Below are 19705 nucleotides of genomic sequence, written 5' to 3' on the forward strand. Positions count from 1 at the left end.
TGCTCTTTCGAGCTACTCATAAATTAAAGAATCAAAGTGAACTTCACTTCTTCTCTTCATGAGCGTTTGTAGTGCTATGCACTAGTTCTAAAGAACTTGGCAGTTGCCTTCAAACGCCCACGCTTATCGGCTGTATATTTTTAAAGATCTGCAAGAAGTTTGACTTTCTTGCTGGACTCGCTGCGATCAGCTGAGCCTTGAATTCTACAACAGTTTTAAAGACCCTGTCAACTTTAAGCTTCTCACTGCTTTCTCAGTGATTAAACTGTTTCAGCAGCGCAGCCTTGCATTGTAGCCCGGTTTTTCAACCGTTTTCGGCAAGCAAAGCTAACTTTTTCCGTTTCGCTTTGAGCCTGCCGTTGCCGGTAGCGCTGTGTTCGAAGCGGAGTGCAAATGTAGCACAACAAAAAGGACTAAAAAGGTATTTTTCAACTTTTTGTCAGCTTTCCCGCTCCCGCCTGCGGCGGGAGACAGGCGCCCTGACGGGCGCCTGTAGGGTCGGGCATGCACTGTAGGTTTTAGGGCGCCCGTCCATAATGCGCGCACCATGGCACTTATTACCTTAATCGACGCGCAACTGGCCTTTGGCCATGTAGCCCTGTTAGACCACGCACAGCTTTCGCTGGAAACCGGGGAGCGCATCGGACTGATTGGCCGCAACGGCGCCGGCAAGTCTTCCTTGCTGAAAATTCTTGGCGGACTGGCCAAGGCCGATGACGGCCTGATGCAAGTGCAATCCGGCGTGCGCATCTCCTATGTGGCGCAAGAACCCGAACTGCTGCCCGAACACACGATCTTTGAATCGGCCTCGGCCGGCATCGCGCATGTGATCACGCTGCGCGACCGCTATCTGTCGGGCGACGAGAACGAAGACCTCGATGCGCTGCAGTCGCAGATCGAGGCCTACGACGCCTGGAACTGGGAGCAGCGCGTGGAAGAAACGCTGCAGCGCCTGCACCTCGACCCGCAGGCCGTGGTCGGCACGCTGTCGGGCGGCACGAAAAAGCGCGTGGCCCTGGCCCAGGCGCTGGTCACCCGCCCTGATGTACTGCTGCTCGACGAACCCACCAACCATCTGGATCTGGACGCCATCGAATGGCTCGAAGGCCTGCTGGTGGATTTCAAGGGCAGCGTGATCACCATTACCCACGATCGCAGCTTCCTGGACAGCATCGCCACGCGCATCGTGGAGCTGGACCGCGGTACGCTGCGCTCCTACCCCGGCAATTTTGCGCAGTATGTGCTCCAGAAGGAAGAGCAGATGGCGCAGGAGGCCGTGATCAACGCCAAGGCCGACAAGCTGCTGGCCCAGGAAGAAATCTGGATACGCAAGGGCGTCGAAGCGCGCCGCACGCGCAGCCAGAGCCGCATCGGTCGCCTCGAGGCGCTGCGCGACAACCGCAACAGCCGGCGCGAGAAGCTGGGCAGCGTCAATATGGACATCGCGTCCGGCAAGGGCGACGGCTACCAGGGCAAGATCGTGGCCGAGCTGCAGGAAGTCAGCAAATCCTTCGGCGACAAGCTGATCGTGAAGAATTTCACCGGCACCATCCTGCGCGGCGACAAGGTCGGACTGATAGGCCCCAACGGTGCGGGCAAGACCACGCTGCTGCGCATGATCCTGGGCAGCCTGCCCGCCGACAGCGGCAGCATCCGCCAAGGCGGCAATCTGCAGATCGCCTATTTCGACCAGATGCGCCACGCGGTCGATCTGGACGCCACGCTCGAGGACTTCATCAGCCCCGGCAGCGAATGGATCGAGATCGGCAACCAGCGCAAGCACGTCAAGAGCTACCTGAGCGACTTCCTGTTCTCGCCCGCGCGTGCGCGTTCGCCCGTGCGTTCGCTGTCTGGCGGTGAACGCAACCGTTTGCTGCTGGCGCGCCTGTTCGCGCGCCCGGCCAATGTGCTGGTGCTCGATGAGCCCACCAACGATCTGGACATCGACACGCTCGATCTGCTCGAAGACCTGCTGGCCAACTATGACGGCACGGTGTTCCTGGTGAGCCATGACCGTACGTTCCTCGACAACGTGGTGACCAGCACCATCGCCTATGAAGGCGACGGCCTGTGGCGCGAGTACGAAGGCGGCGTGCAGGACTGGCTCGAGCAATCGCGCCGCAGCAAGGCCCTGGCCGCATCGCAAGCCAAGCAGGCAGCCAAGCAACCTGCGCCAGCCCCCGCAGCGGCCGCTGCGCCCGCTCCTGCCGCCACACCGGCCAAGCGCAAGCTCAGCTACAAGGAACAACGCGAGCTGGAACAGCTGCCCGAACAGATTGCTGCGCTCGAAGCCGAGCAGAAAACCATTCAGGCCGAACTGGCCGATGGCAGCATCTATTCCAAGGACGCTGCGCGCGCCGCCACGCTGGGCAGCCGCGATGCGGAGATCGACGAGTTGCTGATGGATGCCCTGGACCGCTGGTCCAAGCTGTCCGCCTGAGCGCACTCAGACGTGAAAAAAGGAGCCTAGGCTCCTTTTTTTTATGGCTCATGCGCGGCGATCAGATCCGGTGGTGCGCATTGCCGCTGCGCAAACGCGCGAGCATGGCCGCAGCAATCTGTGTCAACGGCAGCACTTCGTCGGCTGCGCCATGGGCAATGGCTTCGCGCGGCATGCCGAAGACGATGCAGCTGGCTTCGTCCTGCACGTAGTTGTAGCTGCCCGCGAGTTTCATTTCGCGCATCGCGACGGCGCCGTCGGCGCCCATGCCGGTCAGCATGACGCCGACCGCATTGCGGCCCGCGCAGGTGGCGACCGAGCGGAACAGCACTTCGACCGAAGGCTTGTGGCGGTTGACGGGCGGAGCATCATCGACAACGGCGACGTAGTTGGCGCCGCTGCGGTTGATGGAGAAGTGCTTGCCGCCCGGTGCTATGTAAGCGTGACCGGGCAGAATGCGCTCGCCGTTCTCGGCTTCCTTGACCTTGATCTGGCACAGGCTGTTGAGCCGCGCCGCAAAGCTGGTGGTGAAACCTGGCGGCATGTGCTGGGTGATCACGATGGCCGGGCAGTCGGCCGGCAGATGGGTCAGCACTTCACGAATGGCTTCGGTGCCGCCCGTGGACGCACCGATGGCGATGATCTTCTCGGTCGAAAGACGACCGAGCATGGCCGCGGGAGCTGCGGGTGCAGGCTGGCCCGCACGCGCGGACTGGCCGCCGGCCTGCGCCGCGCCGCCAGAGTTGGCAGCAGCCAGAGTACGGTGCACGCGCGCCACTGCCGCGACGCGGATCTTGTCGACGATTTCGGTCGCCAGGTCGTTCAGGCCGTTGGCCACGCCCACGCGCGGCTTGGCGACGAAATCGACCGCGCCAAGCTCCAGCGCCTTCATCGTGACTTCGGCGCCACGCTCGGTCAGCGTCGAGATCATCAGCACCGGCATGGGGCGCAGGCGCATCAGCCGGCCCAGAAAGTCGATGCCATCCATGCGCGGCATTTCGACATCCAGCGTGATCACGTCGGGGTTCATCTCGCGGATCATCTCGCGCGCGATCAAGGGATCGTTGGCCGTGCCTATGCACTCCATATCGGTTTGTCGATTGATGATCTCGGACAGAAGACTGCGCACCAGCGCGGAGTCGTCGACCACAATCACACGTGTTTTCCTGTTCATTCGCTCTGGCCCTATTTAAAACAGGTCGACTGAGCCGCCTGCCGTCGTCCGCGCCAAGGTGGCTGCATTGCCGCGCAAGGCTTCCTGCGCCACCAGGGATTCCGGGTGCGCATGGGCCAGGCGCTTGACCATGGCCTTGCCTGTGGCGGGAAAGTACACCACCTTGCGGGGGTAGATATCGAGCACATCCTCGGAAACCAGAGGAATGCGCTCCGTCTGCAAATACTGTTTGACGAATTCGGTGTTGCGTTCACCGACGTTCATTGTCGTGAAATTGTGCATTACCTGCCCACCGCCGAAAATCTTGGCCTGCATGGTTTCGCGCCGCGCACCGAGCTTGAGCATTTCGTTGATCAGCAATTCCATGGCGTACGAGCCGTAGCGCCCCGATGAATCGCTCGAATCGCTGTCGGGCAGCATGAAGTGGTTCATGCCGCCGACATGCATGCGGCTGTCCCAAAGGCAGGCCGCGATGCACGAGCCGAGCACGGTGACGATCGCCATGTTTTCGTTGGCGACGAAATACTCGCCCGGCAGCACCTTGACCGCGTTGTACTGGAAATGCGGATCGAAATAGAAGAACGACGCCTGCCCGGGACGGCGCGCGCGCGCGCGCAGCATCTCGAGCGACGACGCCGGCGCAGGCGCTGCGGCCAGGTCGCTGCGCAGCGGCGCAATGCGCGGTGCGCGGCGCCGGTCCGCGCCGCCGCTGTCCGCGGCAGCGAACCTGGAGCGTTCAACGTCGTTCATAGACTGTCTTCCCACGCAAGGTGAACAGATCGCGCGATTCGCTGAAGTTCTCCGCATGGCCCACGAACAGCATGCCGCCGGGCTTCATCACGCGATGGATGCGCTCGAGCACGCGACGCTGGGTGGCGGCGTCGAAGTAGATCATCACGTTGCGGCAGAAAACCACGTCGAACGGGTCGCGAAACGGCCAGTCGTCGCGGATCAGATTGACGCTGAGGAACTCGATCATCTGCTGCAGCTCGGGCTTGACCCGTGCCATGCCGGCGTTCGATGCCTTGCCCTTGAGGAAAAAGCGCTGCAACCGCTCGGGCGACAGGCCCTTGAGGTTTTCAGCGCGGTACACGCCGGCCGCGGCCGAGGCCAGCACGCGCGAGTCGATGTCGCTGGCCCAGAGCTTGAACGCGGCCTTGGCGCCCAGCGTCTCCAGCGCCGTCATCACGATCGAATACGGCTCTTCGCCCGTGGACGCGGCATTGCACCACACGCGCCAGGGCGTGCCCGCGGGCTTGCTGCGCAGATGCGTGGTCAGTATCTCGAAGTGGTGCGGCTCGCGGAAAAACGCCGTGAGATTGGTCGTCAGCGCGTTGACGAACTCCTGCCATTCCGGGCCGTCGTGTTTCTCGAGCCAGGAAAGATAATCGCGAAAGCTCGCGTGGCCGGTTTCGCGCAGGCGCCGCGACAGCCGGCTGTAGACCATGGCGTGCTTGCCGTCGTGCAGGCTGATGCCAGCGCGCTGGTAGATCAGCGCCTGCACGCGTGCGAAGTCGGCGTCTGCCCAGACGAATTCACGGCCCTGCACCAGCGGGCTGCCGGCGCTTTCCCCCGGGTCCATGCCCGGTGCCGAAGGAAGAGTTGAAGTCTGGCGCATGGGTGCAGTCATGGAAACGCGCAGGCCCGCAGGCGCTGGCGGTTGCGGATAAGGCTCACTCGGTGGCCACCAACCCCATGTCATCGCTGGACATGAGCTTCTCGATGTCCAGCAGGATCAGCATGCGTTCGCCCACCGAGCCCAGGCCGGTGATGCTGCCGCTGTCGATCGCGCTGTCGATATCGGGCGCCGAACGGATCGCATCGGCGGTCAGCTCCATCACGTCGCTGACCGAGTCGACGACGATGCCGACCACGCGCTGGTGCATGTTCAAGATGATCACCACGGTGAAGCTGTTGTACTCGGCCTGCGAGCAGTTGAACTTCAGCCGCATGTCCACGATGGGCACGATGGTGCCGCGCAGATTGACCACGCCCTTGATGAAGGAGGGCGCATTGGCGATGCGCGTCGGCGGCTCGTAGCCGCGGATTTCCTGCACCTTGAGGATATCGATGCCGTATTCCTCCTGGTCCAGGCGGAACGTCAGGTATTCACGCGCGGCCGTACCCTCGGCCATCTTGCCCATCACGCTCATGATTGATCTCTTTCTTGTTGGATAGCTGCCAGAGCCTTCAGGCTCCGGCTTTCATGCAGATTGCCTTGTCGCGGCCTCAATAGCGCACGCGCCGCACCAGGCTGCCGGTGTCCAGAATCAGCGCCACCGTGCCGTCGCCCAGAATGGTCGCACCCGAGACGTTCGGTACCTTGCGGTAGTTCGATTCGAGGTTCTTCACCACGACCTGGTGCTGGCCCAGCAGTTCATCGACCAGCAGGGCCACGCGGTTGCCGTCGGATTCGACGACCACCATGATGGCGTTGGGTGCGCTGCCATTGAGGCGCGGCACTTCGAAGATGCGCTCGAGCGCGATCACCGGCATGTATTCGTCGCGCACCTTGACCAGTTGCGAGCCCTGGGCGACGGTGTTGATGTCCTCGGCCTTGACCTGGAAGGACTCGACGACCGAAGACAGCGGCAGGATGTAGACCTCTTCGCCCACGCCCACCGACATGCCGTCCATGATCGCCAGCGTCAGCGGCAGGCGCACCGCGACCCGCATGCCGACGCCTTGTGCCGATTCGATTTCGACCGAGCCGTTGAGCGCGGCAATATTGCGCTTGACCACATCCATGCCCACGCCGCGGCCCGAAACGTCGGTCACGACATCGGCCGTGGAGAAGCCGGGCGCGAAGATCAGCTGCCAGACATCGGCGTCAGCCATCTGGTCCGACACTTCGAGGCCACGCTCGCGCGCCTTGGAAAGAATCTTTTCGCGGTTCATGCCGCGGCCGTCATCGCGCACTTCGATGACGATGGAGCTGCCCTGATGGGAGGCGGCGAGCGTCAATGTGCCCTGCTCGCTCTTGCCCGCGGCCAGGCGCTCTGCGGGAGTTTCGATGCCGTGGTCCACGCTGTTGCGCACCAGGTGCGTCAGCGGGTCGGTGATCTTTTCGACCAAACCCTTGTCGAGCTCGGTGGCTTCGCCCAGCGTCTGCAGGTCGACTTTCTTGTCGAGCTTGCTCGCGAGGTCGCGCAGCATGCGCGGAAAGCGGCTGAACACCGTGGACATCGGAATCATGCGGATCGACATGACCGACTCCTGCAGATCGCGGGTGTTGCGGTCCAGATCGGCGAGACCTGCCAGCAGCTGCTGGTTGACCGAAGCTTCGAGGCCGCGGCTGGTCTGCGCGAGCATGGCCTGCGTGATCACCAGTTCGCCGACCAGATTGATCAGCTGGTCGACCTTGTTGACGGCCACGCGGATGCTGGTCGACTCCATCTGGGCCGGGCTTGCGGCCTTGGCCGTGGGCTTGACCGCGGTGGCGGGGTCGACGACCAGCGGCTCGCCGGGCGCGCCGCTGAAGAATCCATAGGCTTCGTGCGCCGGGGGATAAACCACGGCCTGAGGAACCACATCGGCAGGGGCCGCTTCGGCCACAGGCGCGGGTGCCGCAGCGCCAGCAACGGCGGTGATCTGCACCTGCTCCTTGGAGACGTGGAAAGCAAACAGATCCAGCAGGTCGTCATCGGTCGATGTCGTGCTGACGCTGAACAGGCGACAGCCCGCATCGGCGCAAGGCAGATCCTCGATGCTGCCCAGGCCGGGAATATCGCGGAAAAGTTCCTTGATCGAATCGGCGAGGTCCACGCGTTCCAGCGGTCCGATGCGGATCTGCAGCGCACGCGAACCATCGGCCGCGACGACTGCAGGCGCTGGCGCGGGAGCCGGCGGCGGCGGCGGCGCCATCACGGGCGGCGTGGCCGGCACGAACACTTCGGCAGCGGCGGCCGGGGCCGGAGCACCGGCCTGGCCGGCGCCGGCCGCGAGTTCGCTGATGCGACGCACCAGATCGATCGTCGAGATGGCTTCGCCCACGCCGCCCGCCTGGTGGCGCGCGAGCAGGCTGCGCGAGGCGTCGGCCGACTCCAGCAGCACGTCGACCATCTGCGGAATGGGCGTGATTTCATGGCGACGCAGCCTATCGAGCAGCGACTCCATCTTGTGTGTCAGTTCCGCGACGTCGGCAAAGCCGAAGGTCGCCGAGCCGCCCTTGATCGAGTGGGCGCAACGGAAAATGCCGTTGAGCTCCTCCTCGTCGGCGGCGGACAGATCCAGATTGAGCAGCATCTGCTCCATCTGGTCGAGGTTTTCACCGGCCTCTTCGAAAAAGATCTGATAGAACTGGGTCAGATCGAAATCCGCGCCTGCGTCTTGCTGTGTATCCGCCATCTGGTTTCCTGTATTCCGTGGATCGTCTGCGCCAGCGTTGCTCAGCGAATGACTTTTTGTATGACTTCGATCAGTCGATTGGGATCGAAAGGTTTGACCAGCCAGCCCGTGGCGCCCGCAGCGCGGCCCGCCTGCTTCATCTGGTCGCTGGACTCGGTGGTGAGAATCAAAATCGGCGTGTTCTTGAAACGCGGCAATTCGCGCAACTGGCGCGTCAAGCCGATGCCGTCAAGGTTGGGCATGTTCTGGTCGGCAAGCACCAGGTCAATCTGCTGCGCCTGCGCCTTGGCCAAGGCATCCAGACCATCCACCGCTTCCACCACATGGTAGCCAGCCCCGGAAAGGGTGAAGGCCACCATCTTGCGCATGGAAGGGGAATCATCTACGGCCAGAATTGAACGCATGTAACGAACTTTCAAATAGGGAACGTGAAGCGAAAGGATGTCAAAACAGTTCCACCGAACCGGCATCCATCTCGCTCTGGGTCACGGGGTTGGGGCGCTGCGGGGCGATCGCCGCGGGCGGTGCGCTCACTTCGTCTTCGTCCTGCCCCATGGTCTCATTCGCCAGGCGAAATGCACAGGCTTGCAGCACCCGCGTGGTGTGGCTGATCAATTGACTGGCGAGGTCATGAAATTGCAACTCGGTCACTGCCGAACGCAGGACCTGGCGCGCCGCCCCAAGCTGCCCGCAGGGATCGACGCCCGAAGGGTCAAGCAAGGCATTGGCCTCGTCAAAACGGGCAATCAAGTTGTCGGTCGCATGGTTGAGCAGGCCTTCGAGGCGATGGAGGTCGTGCATCACCACCAGCAGCGAGTCCTGGATGTCGGCCGCCACCATGACTGGCAGTTGGACCGCAGGCTGCACCGACCCTGTTAGCGTTGACTGCATTGTTTTTCCAGCATCCTGCACGGACGCAAATGCTTCACAAACCACGCTGGCCACGCCAGAGTGAACCCATCGACCGCCCCCATGCTTGCGCACGAGGCCAGCGGCACACGACTGGAGTGGCGCAATGAATCACGCCTTCACCCGGCCAAGCAAACAAACGCTTACCCCGTGTGTTCCAAGATGTATCCTATGATAGCGCTCCTATGGTGATTCAAAGCCCAGATCAAGCCCTGCATATCCTTCATATCGAGGATTCACCTGCAGACCAAGGCCTTGCACGCATCATTTTGCGCCGCGCCGGACTCGACTGCCGTATCCAGACCGTGGAGACTCTGGATGCTCTGCAGCAGGCGCTGCAAAGCCAGGTTTTCGACCTGATTCTCGCCGACTATCACTTACCCGGGTTCACGGCGCTCGACGCCTGGGCGCTGGTCGCTCCGCTGGCCCAACGCCCGCCGTTCGTGCTGCTGTCGGGCGCGATCGGCGAAGCCGCGGCCGTGGATGTGATGCGACTGGGCATGACCGATTTCCTGCGCAAGGAAGACATCGCCCGCCTGCCGCAGGTGCTCACGCGCGCCATGGAAGTGCACGAGGCGCGCCGCGCCAAGAAGCAGGCGATGGCCGAACTTGCGCTGTCGCAGCAGCGCCTGGCCGAGCTGACCGATCACCTGCAGTCGTCGATCGAAGAGGAACGCGCGTCGATCGCGCGCGAAATCCATGACGACATCGGCGGCTCGCTGACTTCCGTCAAGTTCGACCTGGCCTGGATCACACGCAATACGCCTGCGGACCAGCCGCTGCACGCGCACGCGCTCTCGGCGCTTGAAATGCTGCAGCTCGCGCTCGGTGCAAGCCAGCGCATCATGATGAACCTGCGCCCGCCGGTGCTCGACCAGGGCCTGGTGGCCGCCGTGCAGTGGCTGGCCGAAGGCTTCGAGCGGCGCACCGGCGTCGCGGTGCAGATGCGCACCAGCAGCGCGCAGATCGCGGCATCGCCCGAAATCCAGCTGGTCGCCTACCGCTGCGCGCAGGAAGCGATGACCAACATCGGCAAGTACGCCCAGGCCAGCCGCGTGGAGATCGATCTGTCGGACTGCGAAGGCTTTCTGACGCTCGAGGTGACGGACAATGGCTGCGGCATGACGGCCGAACAGCGCGAGAAGCCACGCTCCTTCGGACTGCGCGGGCTGCAGGAACGCGCGCGCACCGTCGAAGGCTGGCTCGATGTCAGCAGCCAGCCGGGCCGCGGAACATCCATCATTGTCTCCATACCTTTGCCATCCCACTAACATTCACGCTGATTTCATTCCGGGAGAGCTTCTTTGATCCATGTGGTAATTTGCGATGACCATGCGATCTTGCGCCGGGGCATCCGCGATACCCTGACGGAAGCCCCCGACATCACCGTCACAGCCGAGGCATCGGGCTACTCGGAGTTGCGCGAGGTGCTGCGCACCGCAACCTGCGATGTGCTGCTGCTCGACCTCAACATGCCGGGCCGCAGCGGCCTAGAAGTGCTGGCCAGCCTGCGCGAGACGCACTCGACCATCAAGGTGCTGGTGGTGTCCATGTACCCCGAAGACCAGTACGCGCTGCGCTGCCTCAAGGCCGGAGCACAAGGCTATGCGAACAAGGCCGGCGATCCGGTGGTGCTGATCGATGCCGTGCGCGTGGTGATGCAGGGCCGCAAATACCTCACGGCCGAAGTCGCCCAGATGCTGGCCGAAAGCCTGTCGGCGCCCGTGGTCGAAGTCCCGCACGAAAGCCTGTCGGAGCGTGAACTGCAGACGCTGCTGAAAATCGCCTCGGGCAAGCGCCTGACCGACATCGCCGAGGAACTGATGCTCAGCCCCAAGACCGTGAGCGTCTACCGCGCACGCGTGCTCGAGAAGCTGCAGCTGAGCAACAACGCCGAACTCACGGTGTACGCGATCCGCAACCAGCTGGTCTGATACGGCGGCGGCCGGAACCTTTGCGGCGAGTGACGGTACTCACGGTAAATCCGTGAGAGCTTCCGACACCATGCCCATTGCCCAACCGCCCATCCATTCGATCACCATCCGGCGCAATTTCCTCGCCGCGCCCCCACCCGAGGCGCGCGTGCCCGAGGCGCCTGCCGACGGCGCGCGCACCTGGCCGCCATCGCGGCAGGATGCCATTGACGCCTATCACCAAGGCATTGACACTCTGAACCAGGTGCTGGACCTGGACGACCAGGCGCATGCCGCGGTGCGCTGGAAGCTGCGGCAGTTCCTGAATTTCGTCACCGATGGGATAAGGGACGGCTTCATGGCCGATGTGCGCGACCATTTCATGACCCAGACCCAGCTCGATTTCGGCAGGTTTTGCGGCCTGGCGCAGCAGCCGGACATTCCCTTCGATGCGCGCCGGCAGGCCATACTGAACCTGGCCGAGGGCATGGCGGTCTGCGCGCCCGGCGTGGCCCAGCACATCGAAACCGCGGCGCGGGAGCTGCAGGCGCTGACCAGCGTGGCGCAAAATTTCGGTCATAGGCTGACCAGTGCCATCGAGCACCACATCCAGGACTTCATGCGCCAGCAGGATGTCTGCAAGCATGCGGGCAACGAAATCCACTATGTGGCGGCGTTCTTCAACCAGGTCGCGCACCAGTTCGGCCTGCCCCAGCGCACCGATGCGTTGATGCCCAAGGATCTGGCGCAAGCGCTGCTCGACGCCGGCGCCTGCCATGTTCTCGATGCCAACCCGGTCGAGCGCGTCATCACGCAGATGGCCGACGACTACCTCGCGCGCATCGCGGCGTTCCATGCCTCGCACCAGCGGAACGCGCGCGCGGATTCCATCGATCTGCAAACCCTGGGCACGCTGCACCAGCAGTTCCAGGCCGATCTCAAGCCGCAACTGGAGAGCCTGTTCGGGCCGGTGGACGATGGACTCATCTTCCATACCAGTGCCCACAGCGAAGACGAGCGCTACTGGCTCACCAGCGACACAACACTGATCGCCCGGGCGATCGCGCGCAACCTGCGCGCGGCCGACGTGGTCGCGTTCAAGTCGTCCTATGTGATTGGCGTACCGGGCGAGGGGATCAAGCTCAAGCAGCTCGGTGAAGGTCTGTTCTATGTGAGTGAAACCCACAAAAGCGCGGGTGACGATCCAAAGGAACGGCATGTCCACCAGCATCGGGCGCTGGACCGGTTCGTGCTCGAAGACCTGCACCGCGGCCGGAAACTGCTCGATCAGCTCGATCAGATGGCGCTGGCGGGCCCCTCGATGTCGACGGCCAAGGCCGCGCAGGAAGACTTCTGGAAGAAGATGCCTCTTGCGCTCTATCGCGAAATGAAGGAGGCACACGGCACGCCCGAGTCCGTCTGGATATTCAAGCAAACCATGGCATTGCTCGATTCGGACGACGCCAGAAACCGCTTTGCGCTCGCGCTGCTGGAACAGGCGGCTCTGGGCGATCAACCGCAAATCGGCAAACTGATCTTCGACCAGTTGAACCCCAAGCAGTTTGTGGCGGACGACAAGCAATGCTGCGCCGCCATGATAGTTGCGCTGCAGCACGGGAACGAACGGTTTGCCGTGGCTCTCGCCAACGAAATGGACTCCGCCTTGTATTCGGTTCAGGACAAGGAGGGCTATACATTGCTGATGTATGCGCTGGAATGCGACCAGCTCGAAGCCGCTTCGCTCTTCGTGCAGAGAATGAGCCCGGAGCAGCTGAGCCTCCAGGAGATCGATGGTCATACCGCGCTGATGGGCGCGCTGATCAAGGGCCAGACCGGACTCGCCGCCAAGATCATCGACCAGCTGGATGCGCGGCAACTCCACCTGCAAAGCGCCGACGGCCACAATGCGCTGATGCTGGCATTGATCAATGGACAAACCGAAGGCGCCAAGGACATCATCGACAAATCGCAGCGCAAGCAGCTTCTGCTGCGCAACCAGGACGGCCAGACGGCACGCGATATCGCCCTGCGCTGCGGCGAGGCGCAAATCGCCCGGTTCCTGAAGGAGAAGTCGAGCCGCTGGCTGTCGTGGCTCTATCGGAGCTGACAAGCTCCCGGGGCATAAAAAGGCGCAGTGCGAACGACCGGCCCTATATCTGTACGCCGAAAATATCCATCGCCCGCTGCAGCAACGCCATCAGCGGCTGCTCGAGCATGGGCAAGGTGGCGACGATGCCGATCAGGCCCACCGTCAGCGTGACCGGAAAGCCCACGGCGTAGATGTTCATCTGCGGCGCGACGCGCGAGATGATGCCCAGCGCCAGGTTGACGAACAGCAGCATGGCGATCATCGGCAACGCAATCCAGAACGCGCTCGCGAACACCGCGCCGCCCATCTCGTAGATGCGCATCTGGGCCAGCGACTGCATGAAATTGCCGTCGACCGGGAAGGCGTCGAAACTCTTGACGACGGCCATCAGCAGCAGCAGGTGGCCATTGATGACGATGAACATCAACGTGCCGATCTGCACGAAGAAACGCGAGATCGCACTGATCTGGGCATTGCTGGCCGGATCGAAGAACGAGGCGAAGTTCAAGCCCATCTGCAGGCCGATCAGCTCGCCCGCGACTTCGAGCGCGGCGAACACCAGGCGCACGGCAAAGCCGATGGCCAAGCCGACGACGATCTGCTGCAGCAGCGTGCCCAGCGCGGCGGCCGAGTTGACGCTGACCACGGGCTGGCCGATCAGCGTGGCCTGGGAGCAGACCGCGACCAGGAAGGCCAGGCCGACCTTGGCACGCATGGGAATGGAGCGCTGCGAGAACACCGGCGCGGCGGTGAACATCGCCAGAACGCGCACGAACGGCCACAGTATGGGCGACATCCAGGCGACGATCTGGGCTTCGCTGAAGGTAATCACGGCAGGCGCAAGAAAAAGAGAAGCAAGGCGCCCTAGCCCAGCGCCGAGGGAATGGATTCGATGGTGCGTCGGATGAAGTCGACCAGCGTGCTCAGCATCCAGGGTCCGGCGATCGCAAACACGGCGACGGCGGCCAGCAGCTTGGGAACGAACGCCAGCGTGGCTTCATGCACCTGGGTCACGGCCTGGAAAATACTCACCAGCAGGCCCACGGCCATCACCACGCCGAGCACCGGCAGGGAAATCATCAGCAGCAACATCAAGGCGTCGCGGCCGAAAGTCAAAACCATCTGCGAAGTCATGGGGCGTCCTAGGTCGCAAAGCTCGCGGCCAGCGAGCCGATGAGCAGGTTCCAGCCGTCGGCGAGCACGAACAGCATCATCTTGAACGGCAGCGCCACGAGCACCGGCGACAGCATCATCATGCCCAGCGACATCAGAATGCTCGAGACCACCATGTCGATGACCAGGAACGGGATGAAGATCATGAAGCCGATCTGGAACGCGGTCTTGAGTTCACTGGTCACGAAGGCCGGCACCAGCACGCGCAACGGCGCGGTCTCGGCCGTGACGCCGGCATCGAGCTTGGCCAGGCGCGCGAACAGCGCGAAATCGGACTGGCGCGTCTGCTTGAGCATGAAGTCGCGCATCGGCGCTTCGGCCTTGCCCACGGCTTCCTCGAAGCCCATGGTGTTGGCCGTGTAGGGCAGATAGGCTTCCTTGTACACGCGGTCCAGCGTCGGGCCCATCACGAACATCGTGAGGAACAGCGACAGGCCGACGATCACCTGATTGGGCGGCGCCGACTGCGTGCCCAGTGCCTGGCGCAGCAGCGACAGCACGATCACGATGCGCGTGAAGCCGGTCATCATCAGCAGGATCGCGGGCAGGAACGACAGCGCCGTGAAGAACAGCAGCGTCTGGATGGGAACGGAAAAGCTGGAGCCGCCGCCGGAACCGACGAGCAGCGGCAGCGTGCCGCCCGGGCCGGGCGCGGACTGCGCCAGCGCGGCGACGGGCAGCGCGGCCGCAGCAACCAAGGCCATGGCGGCCAGGCCACGCAGCGCAGCGCCAGCGGCGCTCGTTGACTTATTCAACATGGGGAGCCTTGTCAGCAGGGCCGGCCGTCTTGGCCGCGGCCATGGCCTGGGAAAATGTGGCGACATCCGCGGCGGGCGCGGTTGCTGCCGTGCTGCTCGTCAGCACATGCAGGCAATTGATCTGTTGGGCGGTCACGCCCAGCACCAGGCGGGTCTTGTGCGCGCCTTCGCCGACTTCGACCGTCACCACGCGCTGGTGCGCGCCCACGGCCACGGCGGAAAGCACGCGCGTGCTGACGTCGCCACCGCGCGCGATCGCCTGGCGCTGTTGCATGCGCCTCACCAGCCAGGGCAGCGCCGCGACGATGGCCACGAAGGCCAGCACCGCGAGCAGCGTCTGGGACAGGCTGCCGCTATCCACGGCTGACACGGCGCAGACGCTCGGAAGGCGTCACCACATCGGTCAGGCGGATACCGAACTTGTCGTTCACCACCACCACCTCGCCCTGGGCGATCAGGTAGCCGTTGACCAGCACGTCCATGGGTTCGCCGGCCAGCGCATCGAGCTCGACCACCGAGCCCTGGGCCAGTTGCAGGATGTACTTGATCGGCACCTTGGTGCGGCCCAGTTCCACCGACAGCTGCACCGGGATGTCCAGCACCATGTTGATGTCGTTGACCGGCACTTCGCCGCCCGCGAAACCGGGGCGCGTGGGCTCGCCGCTCAGCGGGCCACCCTGTTCGGCGTCTATCGTCTTGTCGCGCTCGTTCTGCTCCTGCAGGGCTTCGGCCCAGCCGGAGAAAGCGTCGTCGGATGCATCGGTGGTGTTGTCATTTGCCATGTTTCTCTCCCATCCAATTCGCATCCGAGCCGCGCAGGCACTGCTCGATGCGGATTGCGTATTTGTCGTTGTGCGTGCCGTATTGGCAATCAAAAACCGGTACCCCGCCAATCGACGCACGGATGCGCGGTTCGCGGTCAAGTTCGATGAAGTCGCCGGCCTTCATGGCCAGCAGCTGTTCGACGGTCGCATCGGCGCGGGCCAATTCCGCGACCAGCGTCACTTCGGCGGCCTGGATTTCGCGCGTCAGCACCTTGACCCAGCGGCGATCGACTTCGATCGAATCGCCCTGTGTCGAGGAATACAGCACGTCGCGAATGGGCTCCAGCGTCGCGTAGGGCATGCAGATATGGATAGCGCCCGAAATATCGCCGATTTCCAGCTGGAACGCCGTGGACACGACGATTTCACTGGGCGTGGCGATGTTCGCGAACTGGGGCTGCATTTCCGAGCGCTGGTAACCCAGCTCCAGCGGATAGATGCCATGCCAGGCCTTGCGGTATTCCTCGCAGATCACATCGACCAGGCGATTGATCACGCGCTGTTCGGTGTGCGAGAAATCGCGGCCTTCGATGCGCGTCTGCAGCCGGCCCGTGCCGCCGTAGAGCGTGTCGATCACGCCGAACACCAGCGAGGGGTCGCAGACCACGAGGCCGTTGCCGCGCAGCGGGCGAATCGCCACGATGTTGAAATTGGTGGGCACCGCCAGATCGCGCAGGAAAGCGCTGTAGCGTTGCACCGCCACCGTACCCACCGAAACTTCGGGGCTGCGGCGGATGAAGTTGAACAAGCCGATGCGGAAGTTGCGCGCAAACCGTTCGTTGACGATTTCCATCGTGGGCATGCGCCCGCGAACAATGCGTTCCTGGCTCGAGATGTCGTAGTTGCGGACCGAACCCGCCTCGACCTCTTCGATCGTCGACTTCTGGCTCTCTCCGGTCACGCCCTCCAAAAGGGCATCGACTTCTTCCTGGGAGAGAAATGAATCACTCATGGCTAATCCCCTGGTGGTTCACTGAATGATGAAGCTGGAGAACAGCACGCGGCGCACGGCATTTTGCTGCTGCTGGCGACGGCGCGGACGCTCTTCTTCATCGGCAGATTCTTCGTCCGCTTGCTTGCGTGCGCTCGTCGCGCCGCTCAGACCCAGCGGACGGCTGACTTCCTCGCGGATGTCGGCGGCCAGCTTTTCCTTGCCTTCACGGGCCAGCAGCTCTTCCGAAGAGCGCTGCGACACCAGCAGCAGCACGCCGCTGCGGATGCTGGGAAGGTATTGCTTGACCATGCCGGCAGTCTTGTCGTCCAGCAGTTCGAGCGTGATGCCGATCTGCACAAAGCGGTCGCCGCCGGGATCGGCGAGGTTGACCACCATGTTTTCAAGCGGCAGGAACGTGGGCACGACAACGGCGGGCGGCGCGCTGGCGTGCTCCTCATCGCCTTCGTGATTGCGGGAATTGAGGAACAGGAAAGCGGCCGCGGCCAGAACGATCAGCACCACGACTATGGCGCCAATCAGGACCAGCTTGCTCTTGGCGGGTTCCTTGGCGGGGGCGGCTGCTGCAGGGGGTTTGGCGGACACGTTGGGTTTCCTTGCTGTAGAAAAGCCGCCCGACACAGATGCAGGTTCGGCTCACTGATAGCACCCATTATTCCGTCTTCAGCGCCAGCGCATGCGCTGAATAGACGACCGAAACCCCGGCTTTCCTTCGGCTTGGAAGAGCTTACACAAACAGATCGACCGTGCGCGTGGCGTCGGGGCGCGCGCGCAGATCGGCGGAGACGACAGCGGTCTGGCCTGGGCCTTCATCGCCGCGGCCGCTTGCCGATCGGCCCGAGGAATCCTGGCGCCCGGAGCCGCCCTGCCCGCCGGCGTCGCCGGTCTGCACCGTGACGCTGGCCAGGTTCAGGCCTTGCTGCTCGAGCATTTCGCGCAGCTGCGCAGTACCGGCATCGAGCATGTCGCGTGTCTGCTGCTCATTGCTGCGGAAAGTGACATGGGCTTCGTTGCCGGTGATCGTCACCTGCACCTGGACCGGTCGGCCCTGGCGATCGATGGTCATTTCCGCGCGCTGGGTCTTTTGCTGCACCCAGAACGCCACCTGTTCCGACAGCTGATCGGCCCAGGTGTCATCGGGCTGCGACAGCACGGCGTCGGCCGCGGCGGTATCGGTCATGGCGGCATCGACGCTGCCGGCGTCGGCAGCCGCGTCGGCCGTACCGCCCGCGCCCACCGCGGAAACCGCGCCGTCCGCCAGACCGGCAGCCGGGGCCGCGCTGTAAGTCACGGCCGGGCCCGGCGCCACTGCGCTGGCCCAGGGCGTGGCTTCGGCATCCATGCGCGCCAGCAGCGCCGCCAGCCCATGGGGCTGAGCGCCGCGCTCGGACGGGTTGAGCGACAGCGTGCTGGGTTGCGCCGCGCCGGCTGCGGTGTCGACGAGGTCGGTCGCGGCGTCGATCAAGGTCTCGCTGGCGGCGGCATGCGCGCCGCTCCAGGCGTTGCCCGTCGGCAGCGCCGCGGGTGGCAGATTCGCGCCGTAGACGCCGCGGCCGCCGCCCATGGGCAGGGCCGCCTGGCGCGCGGCGGCGCCATCGCTGTCGCCAACGCCCAAGCTGCGGCCATCACGCAGCGCGGCATCGGCCGCGCCATCCATGCGCGCCGTCTGCCCGATCAGGCTGAACAACGCAAAAGCGCCGGTTTCGGGTTGCCACTCGGTGGCCGGCAACGGCTCGGCCGCCTGCGCGGACGCAGCCAGAGGAGCGGAAGGGAGCGCGCCCGAAGGCAGCGCAACGGGCGGCAAATCGGCGGCCGGTTGGGCGACAGCCGGCAGTGCGGCGACCGGTGGCTCACCAACCGGCTGCTCGGCGGCCGGCAACGAAGCCGGTGCCTGCTCGGCGGTGAGCCATTCGGCGGGCAGCAGCTCGCCTTGGGCCAGCGGCTCTTCGATTTCGGCCGAGACCGTTGTCGGCGCTACCGGGGCGGGCGTCTGCGCAGTCACAGCCATGTCGCCCATCACGGCCATGTCGGCCAGCAACAGCGAAAAGCCGCCCTTGGCGTCGCCCGCATCGGTGCCCGCTGCCTGGCGTGCGCCGGCATTGCGCGCCACGGCATTCGTGGGCGCGGGGTTGTTGGCGGAACGGATCGCGTTGTTTTCCATGTTCATGCTTCCTGGAACTGCATTCCAAAGGTGCGGCCGATGAATTGCAGCGCGGCGCGCTCGTCGGTCTGTTTCTGTTCGCGGCGCATTTGCGCCAGGGAAATGTCGCGCTGGCGTGCAGCCACCACCTTCTGCAGGCTGGTCAGACGCAGCTCGCAGGCCATCAGCGCTTTCTGCGCGGCTTCCAGGCGAATGGCCTGGTCGTTGATCACCTTGGTCTGCAGACCGCGGGCGTGCGACAGGCGCTCCATGAACTGGTACTGGTGGTACATCACTTCGGGCTGTACCGCCTGGTTTTCGTGCGCGCCCCAGCGCTGCTGCATCTGCGCCGCGTAGTCCTGGAGCTGGTCCATCTGCGCTTGCGCGGCCTGGCTGGCCTGCACGCGCGCCTGCAACGCCTGGCGCGCTTCATCGCGCTTGCGCATGGCTGCCTCGATCGCCACCATCAGTGCATTCAAAGACGACATTTCAGCCCTTCGCGTTAGTGACCGAGCAGTGCCGCCATGCCCGAGATGCTCTCGTCCATGGTCGCGGCTTCAAACATGTTCTGTTGCAGGAAACTGGCCATCGCGGGCTGCAGCTTCACGGCTTCATCGATCTGCGGGTCGGAACCCGCGACATAGGCACCGACCTGGATCAGGTCGCGGCTCTTCTGGTAGCGCGAATACACCGCACGAAAGCGCCGGGCGAGCTCGAAATGCTCGCGCGCCACCACGTTGTGCATCACGCGCGACGCCGACTGCTCGATGTCGATCGCGGGGAAATGGCCGGTTTCGGCCAGCGCCCGCGACAGCACGATATGGCCGTCGAGAATGGCGCGCGCCGCGTCGGCGATGGGATCCTGCTGGTCATCGCCTTCGGACAGCACGGTGTAGAACGCCGTGATCGAGCCCACGCCGTTGAGGCCGTTGCCGCTGCGCTCGACGAGCTGGGGCAGCTTGGCGAAGCACGATGGCGGATAGCCC

Annotated in this window: 20 protein-coding genes and 1 pseudogene; 4 read left to right on the forward strand and 17 right to left on the reverse strand. The window is 63.9% G+C overall.

Annotated elements, in window-relative coordinates:
• Positions 1-547: 547 nt before the first annotated feature.
• The gene (locus KHY18_RS23870; RefSeq protein ID WP_213305935.1) at positions 548-2440 is read left to right on the forward strand and encodes an ATP-binding cassette domain-containing protein; all 1893 of its coding nucleotides are present in this window, start codon (positions 548-550) and stop codon (positions 2438-2440) included.
• Between the two features lie 61 nt (positions 2441-2501).
• Here the strand turns inward: KHY18_RS23870 and KHY18_RS23875 are convergent, their stop codons facing one another.
• From KHY18_RS23875 to KHY18_RS23905, 7 genes are all read right to left on the reverse strand, one after another.
• Positions 2502-3614 (reverse strand): protein-glutamate methylesterase/protein-glutamine glutaminase, encoded by a 1113-nt coding sequence (locus KHY18_RS23875; protein ID WP_213305938.1) that lies wholly within the window; start codon positions 3612-3614, stop codon positions 2502-2504.
• Between the two features lie 15 nt (positions 3615-3629).
• A complete protein-coding gene (gene cheD, locus KHY18_RS23880) occupies positions 3630-4364 on the reverse strand; it encodes a chemoreceptor glutamine deamidase CheD (protein ID WP_213305940.1) in 735 nt (244 codons plus the stop codon).
• Positions 4351-5196: a CheR family methyltransferase gene (locus KHY18_RS23885; protein WP_502769402.1), complete on the reverse strand. Its 846-nt coding sequence runs from the start codon at positions 5194-5196 to the stop codon at positions 4351-4353. The genes cheD and KHY18_RS23885 overlap by 14 nt, the downstream gene beginning before the upstream one ends.
• Before the next feature lie 91 nt (positions 5197-5287).
• Positions 5288-5767, reverse strand: a complete 480-nt coding sequence (locus KHY18_RS23890) for a chemotaxis protein CheW (protein WP_213305944.1) — start codon at positions 5765-5767, stop codon at positions 5288-5290.
• Between the two features lie 76 nt (positions 5768-5843).
• Positions 5844-7961 carry a chemotaxis protein CheW gene (locus KHY18_RS23895; RefSeq protein ID WP_213305946.1) on the reverse strand — a complete coding sequence of 706 codons (2118 nt, stop codon included), beginning with the start codon at positions 7959-7961 and terminating at the stop codon, positions 5844-5846.
• 41 nt (positions 7962-8002) lie between these two features.
• On the reverse strand, positions 8003-8365 hold the full coding sequence (locus KHY18_RS23900; RefSeq protein ID WP_159917589.1) for a response regulator: 363 nt from the start codon (positions 8363-8365) through the stop codon (positions 8003-8005).
• Between the two features lie 40 nt (positions 8366-8405).
• Positions 8406-8852 carry a hypothetical protein gene (locus KHY18_RS23905; protein ID WP_213305948.1) on the reverse strand — a complete coding sequence of 149 codons (447 nt, stop codon included), beginning with the start codon at positions 8850-8852 and terminating at the stop codon, positions 8406-8408.
• Positions 8853-9055: 203 nt separating this feature from the next.
• Here KHY18_RS23905 and KHY18_RS23910 point away from each other — a divergent pair, with 203 nt between their 5' ends.
• The 3 genes from KHY18_RS23910 to KHY18_RS23920 all read left to right on the forward strand — a co-directional run bounded on the left by KHY18_RS23910 (position 9056) and on the right by KHY18_RS23920 (position 12890).
• Complete coding sequence (locus KHY18_RS23910) at positions 9056-10141, forward strand: hybrid sensor histidine kinase/response regulator (protein ID WP_213305950.1); 1086 nt, start codon at positions 9056-9058, stop codon at positions 10139-10141.
• Between the two features lie 33 nt (positions 10142-10174).
• The gene (locus KHY18_RS23915; protein WP_213305953.1) at positions 10175-10804 is read left to right on the forward strand and encodes a response regulator; all 630 of its coding nucleotides are present in this window, start codon (positions 10175-10177) and stop codon (positions 10802-10804) included.
• Positions 10805-10874: 70 nt separating this feature from the next.
• Positions 10875-12890, forward strand: a complete 2016-nt coding sequence (locus tag KHY18_RS23920; RefSeq protein WP_213305956.1) for an ankyrin repeat domain-containing protein — start codon at positions 10875-10877, stop codon at positions 12888-12890.
• A gap of 43 nt (positions 12891-12933) precedes the next feature.
• On the opposite strand, the gene fliR is transcribed toward KHY18_RS23920, so the two are convergent.
• The 10 genes and pseudogenes from fliR to KHY18_RS23970 form a co-directional block, all read right to left on the reverse strand.
• On the reverse strand, positions 12934-13704 hold the full coding sequence (fliR, locus tag KHY18_RS23925; RefSeq protein WP_213305959.1) for a flagellar biosynthetic protein FliR: 771 nt from the start codon (positions 13702-13704) through the stop codon (positions 12934-12936).
• Between the two features lie 32 nt (positions 13705-13736).
• Complete coding sequence (gene fliQ / locus KHY18_RS23930; RefSeq protein ID WP_213305961.1) at positions 13737-14006, reverse strand: flagellar biosynthesis protein FliQ; 270 nt, start codon at positions 14004-14006, stop codon at positions 13737-13739.
• Between the two features lie 8 nt (positions 14007-14014).
• Positions 14015-14749, reverse strand: a complete 735-nt coding sequence (gene fliP, locus KHY18_RS23935) for a flagellar type III secretion system pore protein FliP (RefSeq protein WP_213305975.1) — start codon at positions 14747-14749, stop codon at positions 14015-14017.
• Positions 14750-14792: 43 nt separating this feature from the next.
• Positions 14793-15164 (reverse strand): FliO/MopB family protein, encoded by a 372-nt coding sequence (locus KHY18_RS23940; protein WP_349630336.1) that lies wholly within the window; start codon positions 15162-15164, stop codon positions 14793-14795.
• On the reverse strand, positions 15157-15585 hold the full coding sequence (fliN, locus tag KHY18_RS23945) for a flagellar motor switch protein FliN (protein WP_213305963.1): 429 nt from the start codon (positions 15583-15585) through the stop codon (positions 15157-15159). The genes KHY18_RS23940 and fliN overlap by 8 nt, the downstream gene beginning before the upstream one ends.
• Positions 15575-16579: a flagellar motor switch protein FliM gene (gene fliM / locus KHY18_RS23950; protein ID WP_213305965.1), complete on the reverse strand. Its 1005-nt coding sequence runs from the start codon at positions 16577-16579 to the stop codon at positions 15575-15577. The genes fliN and fliM overlap by 11 nt, the downstream gene beginning before the upstream one ends.
• An 18-nt stretch (positions 16580-16597) precedes the next feature.
• On the reverse strand, positions 16598-17164 hold the full coding sequence (locus KHY18_RS23955; protein WP_213305967.1) for a flagellar basal body-associated FliL family protein: 567 nt from the start codon (positions 17162-17164) through the stop codon (positions 16598-16600).
• Positions 17165-17306: 142 nt separating this feature from the next.
• A complete protein-coding gene (locus KHY18_RS23960; RefSeq protein WP_213305969.1) occupies positions 17307-18740 on the reverse strand; it encodes a flagellar hook-length control protein FliK in 1434 nt (477 codons plus the stop codon).
• Positions 18741-18742: 2 nt separating this feature from the next.
• Positions 18743-19207 (reverse strand): flagellar export protein FliJ, encoded by a 465-nt coding sequence (locus KHY18_RS23965; protein ID WP_213305972.1) that lies wholly within the window; start codon positions 19205-19207, stop codon positions 18743-18745.
• A gap of 14 nt (positions 19208-19221) precedes the next feature.
• Positions 19222-19705: pseudogene (locus tag KHY18_RS23970) on the reverse strand (flagellum-specific ATP synthase FliI); the annotation flags it as partial.

This window comes from Acidovorax sp. CCYZU-2555 (assembly GCF_018413525.1).
Classification (GTDB): domain Bacteria; phylum Pseudomonadota; class Gammaproteobacteria; order Burkholderiales; family Burkholderiaceae_C; genus Comamonas.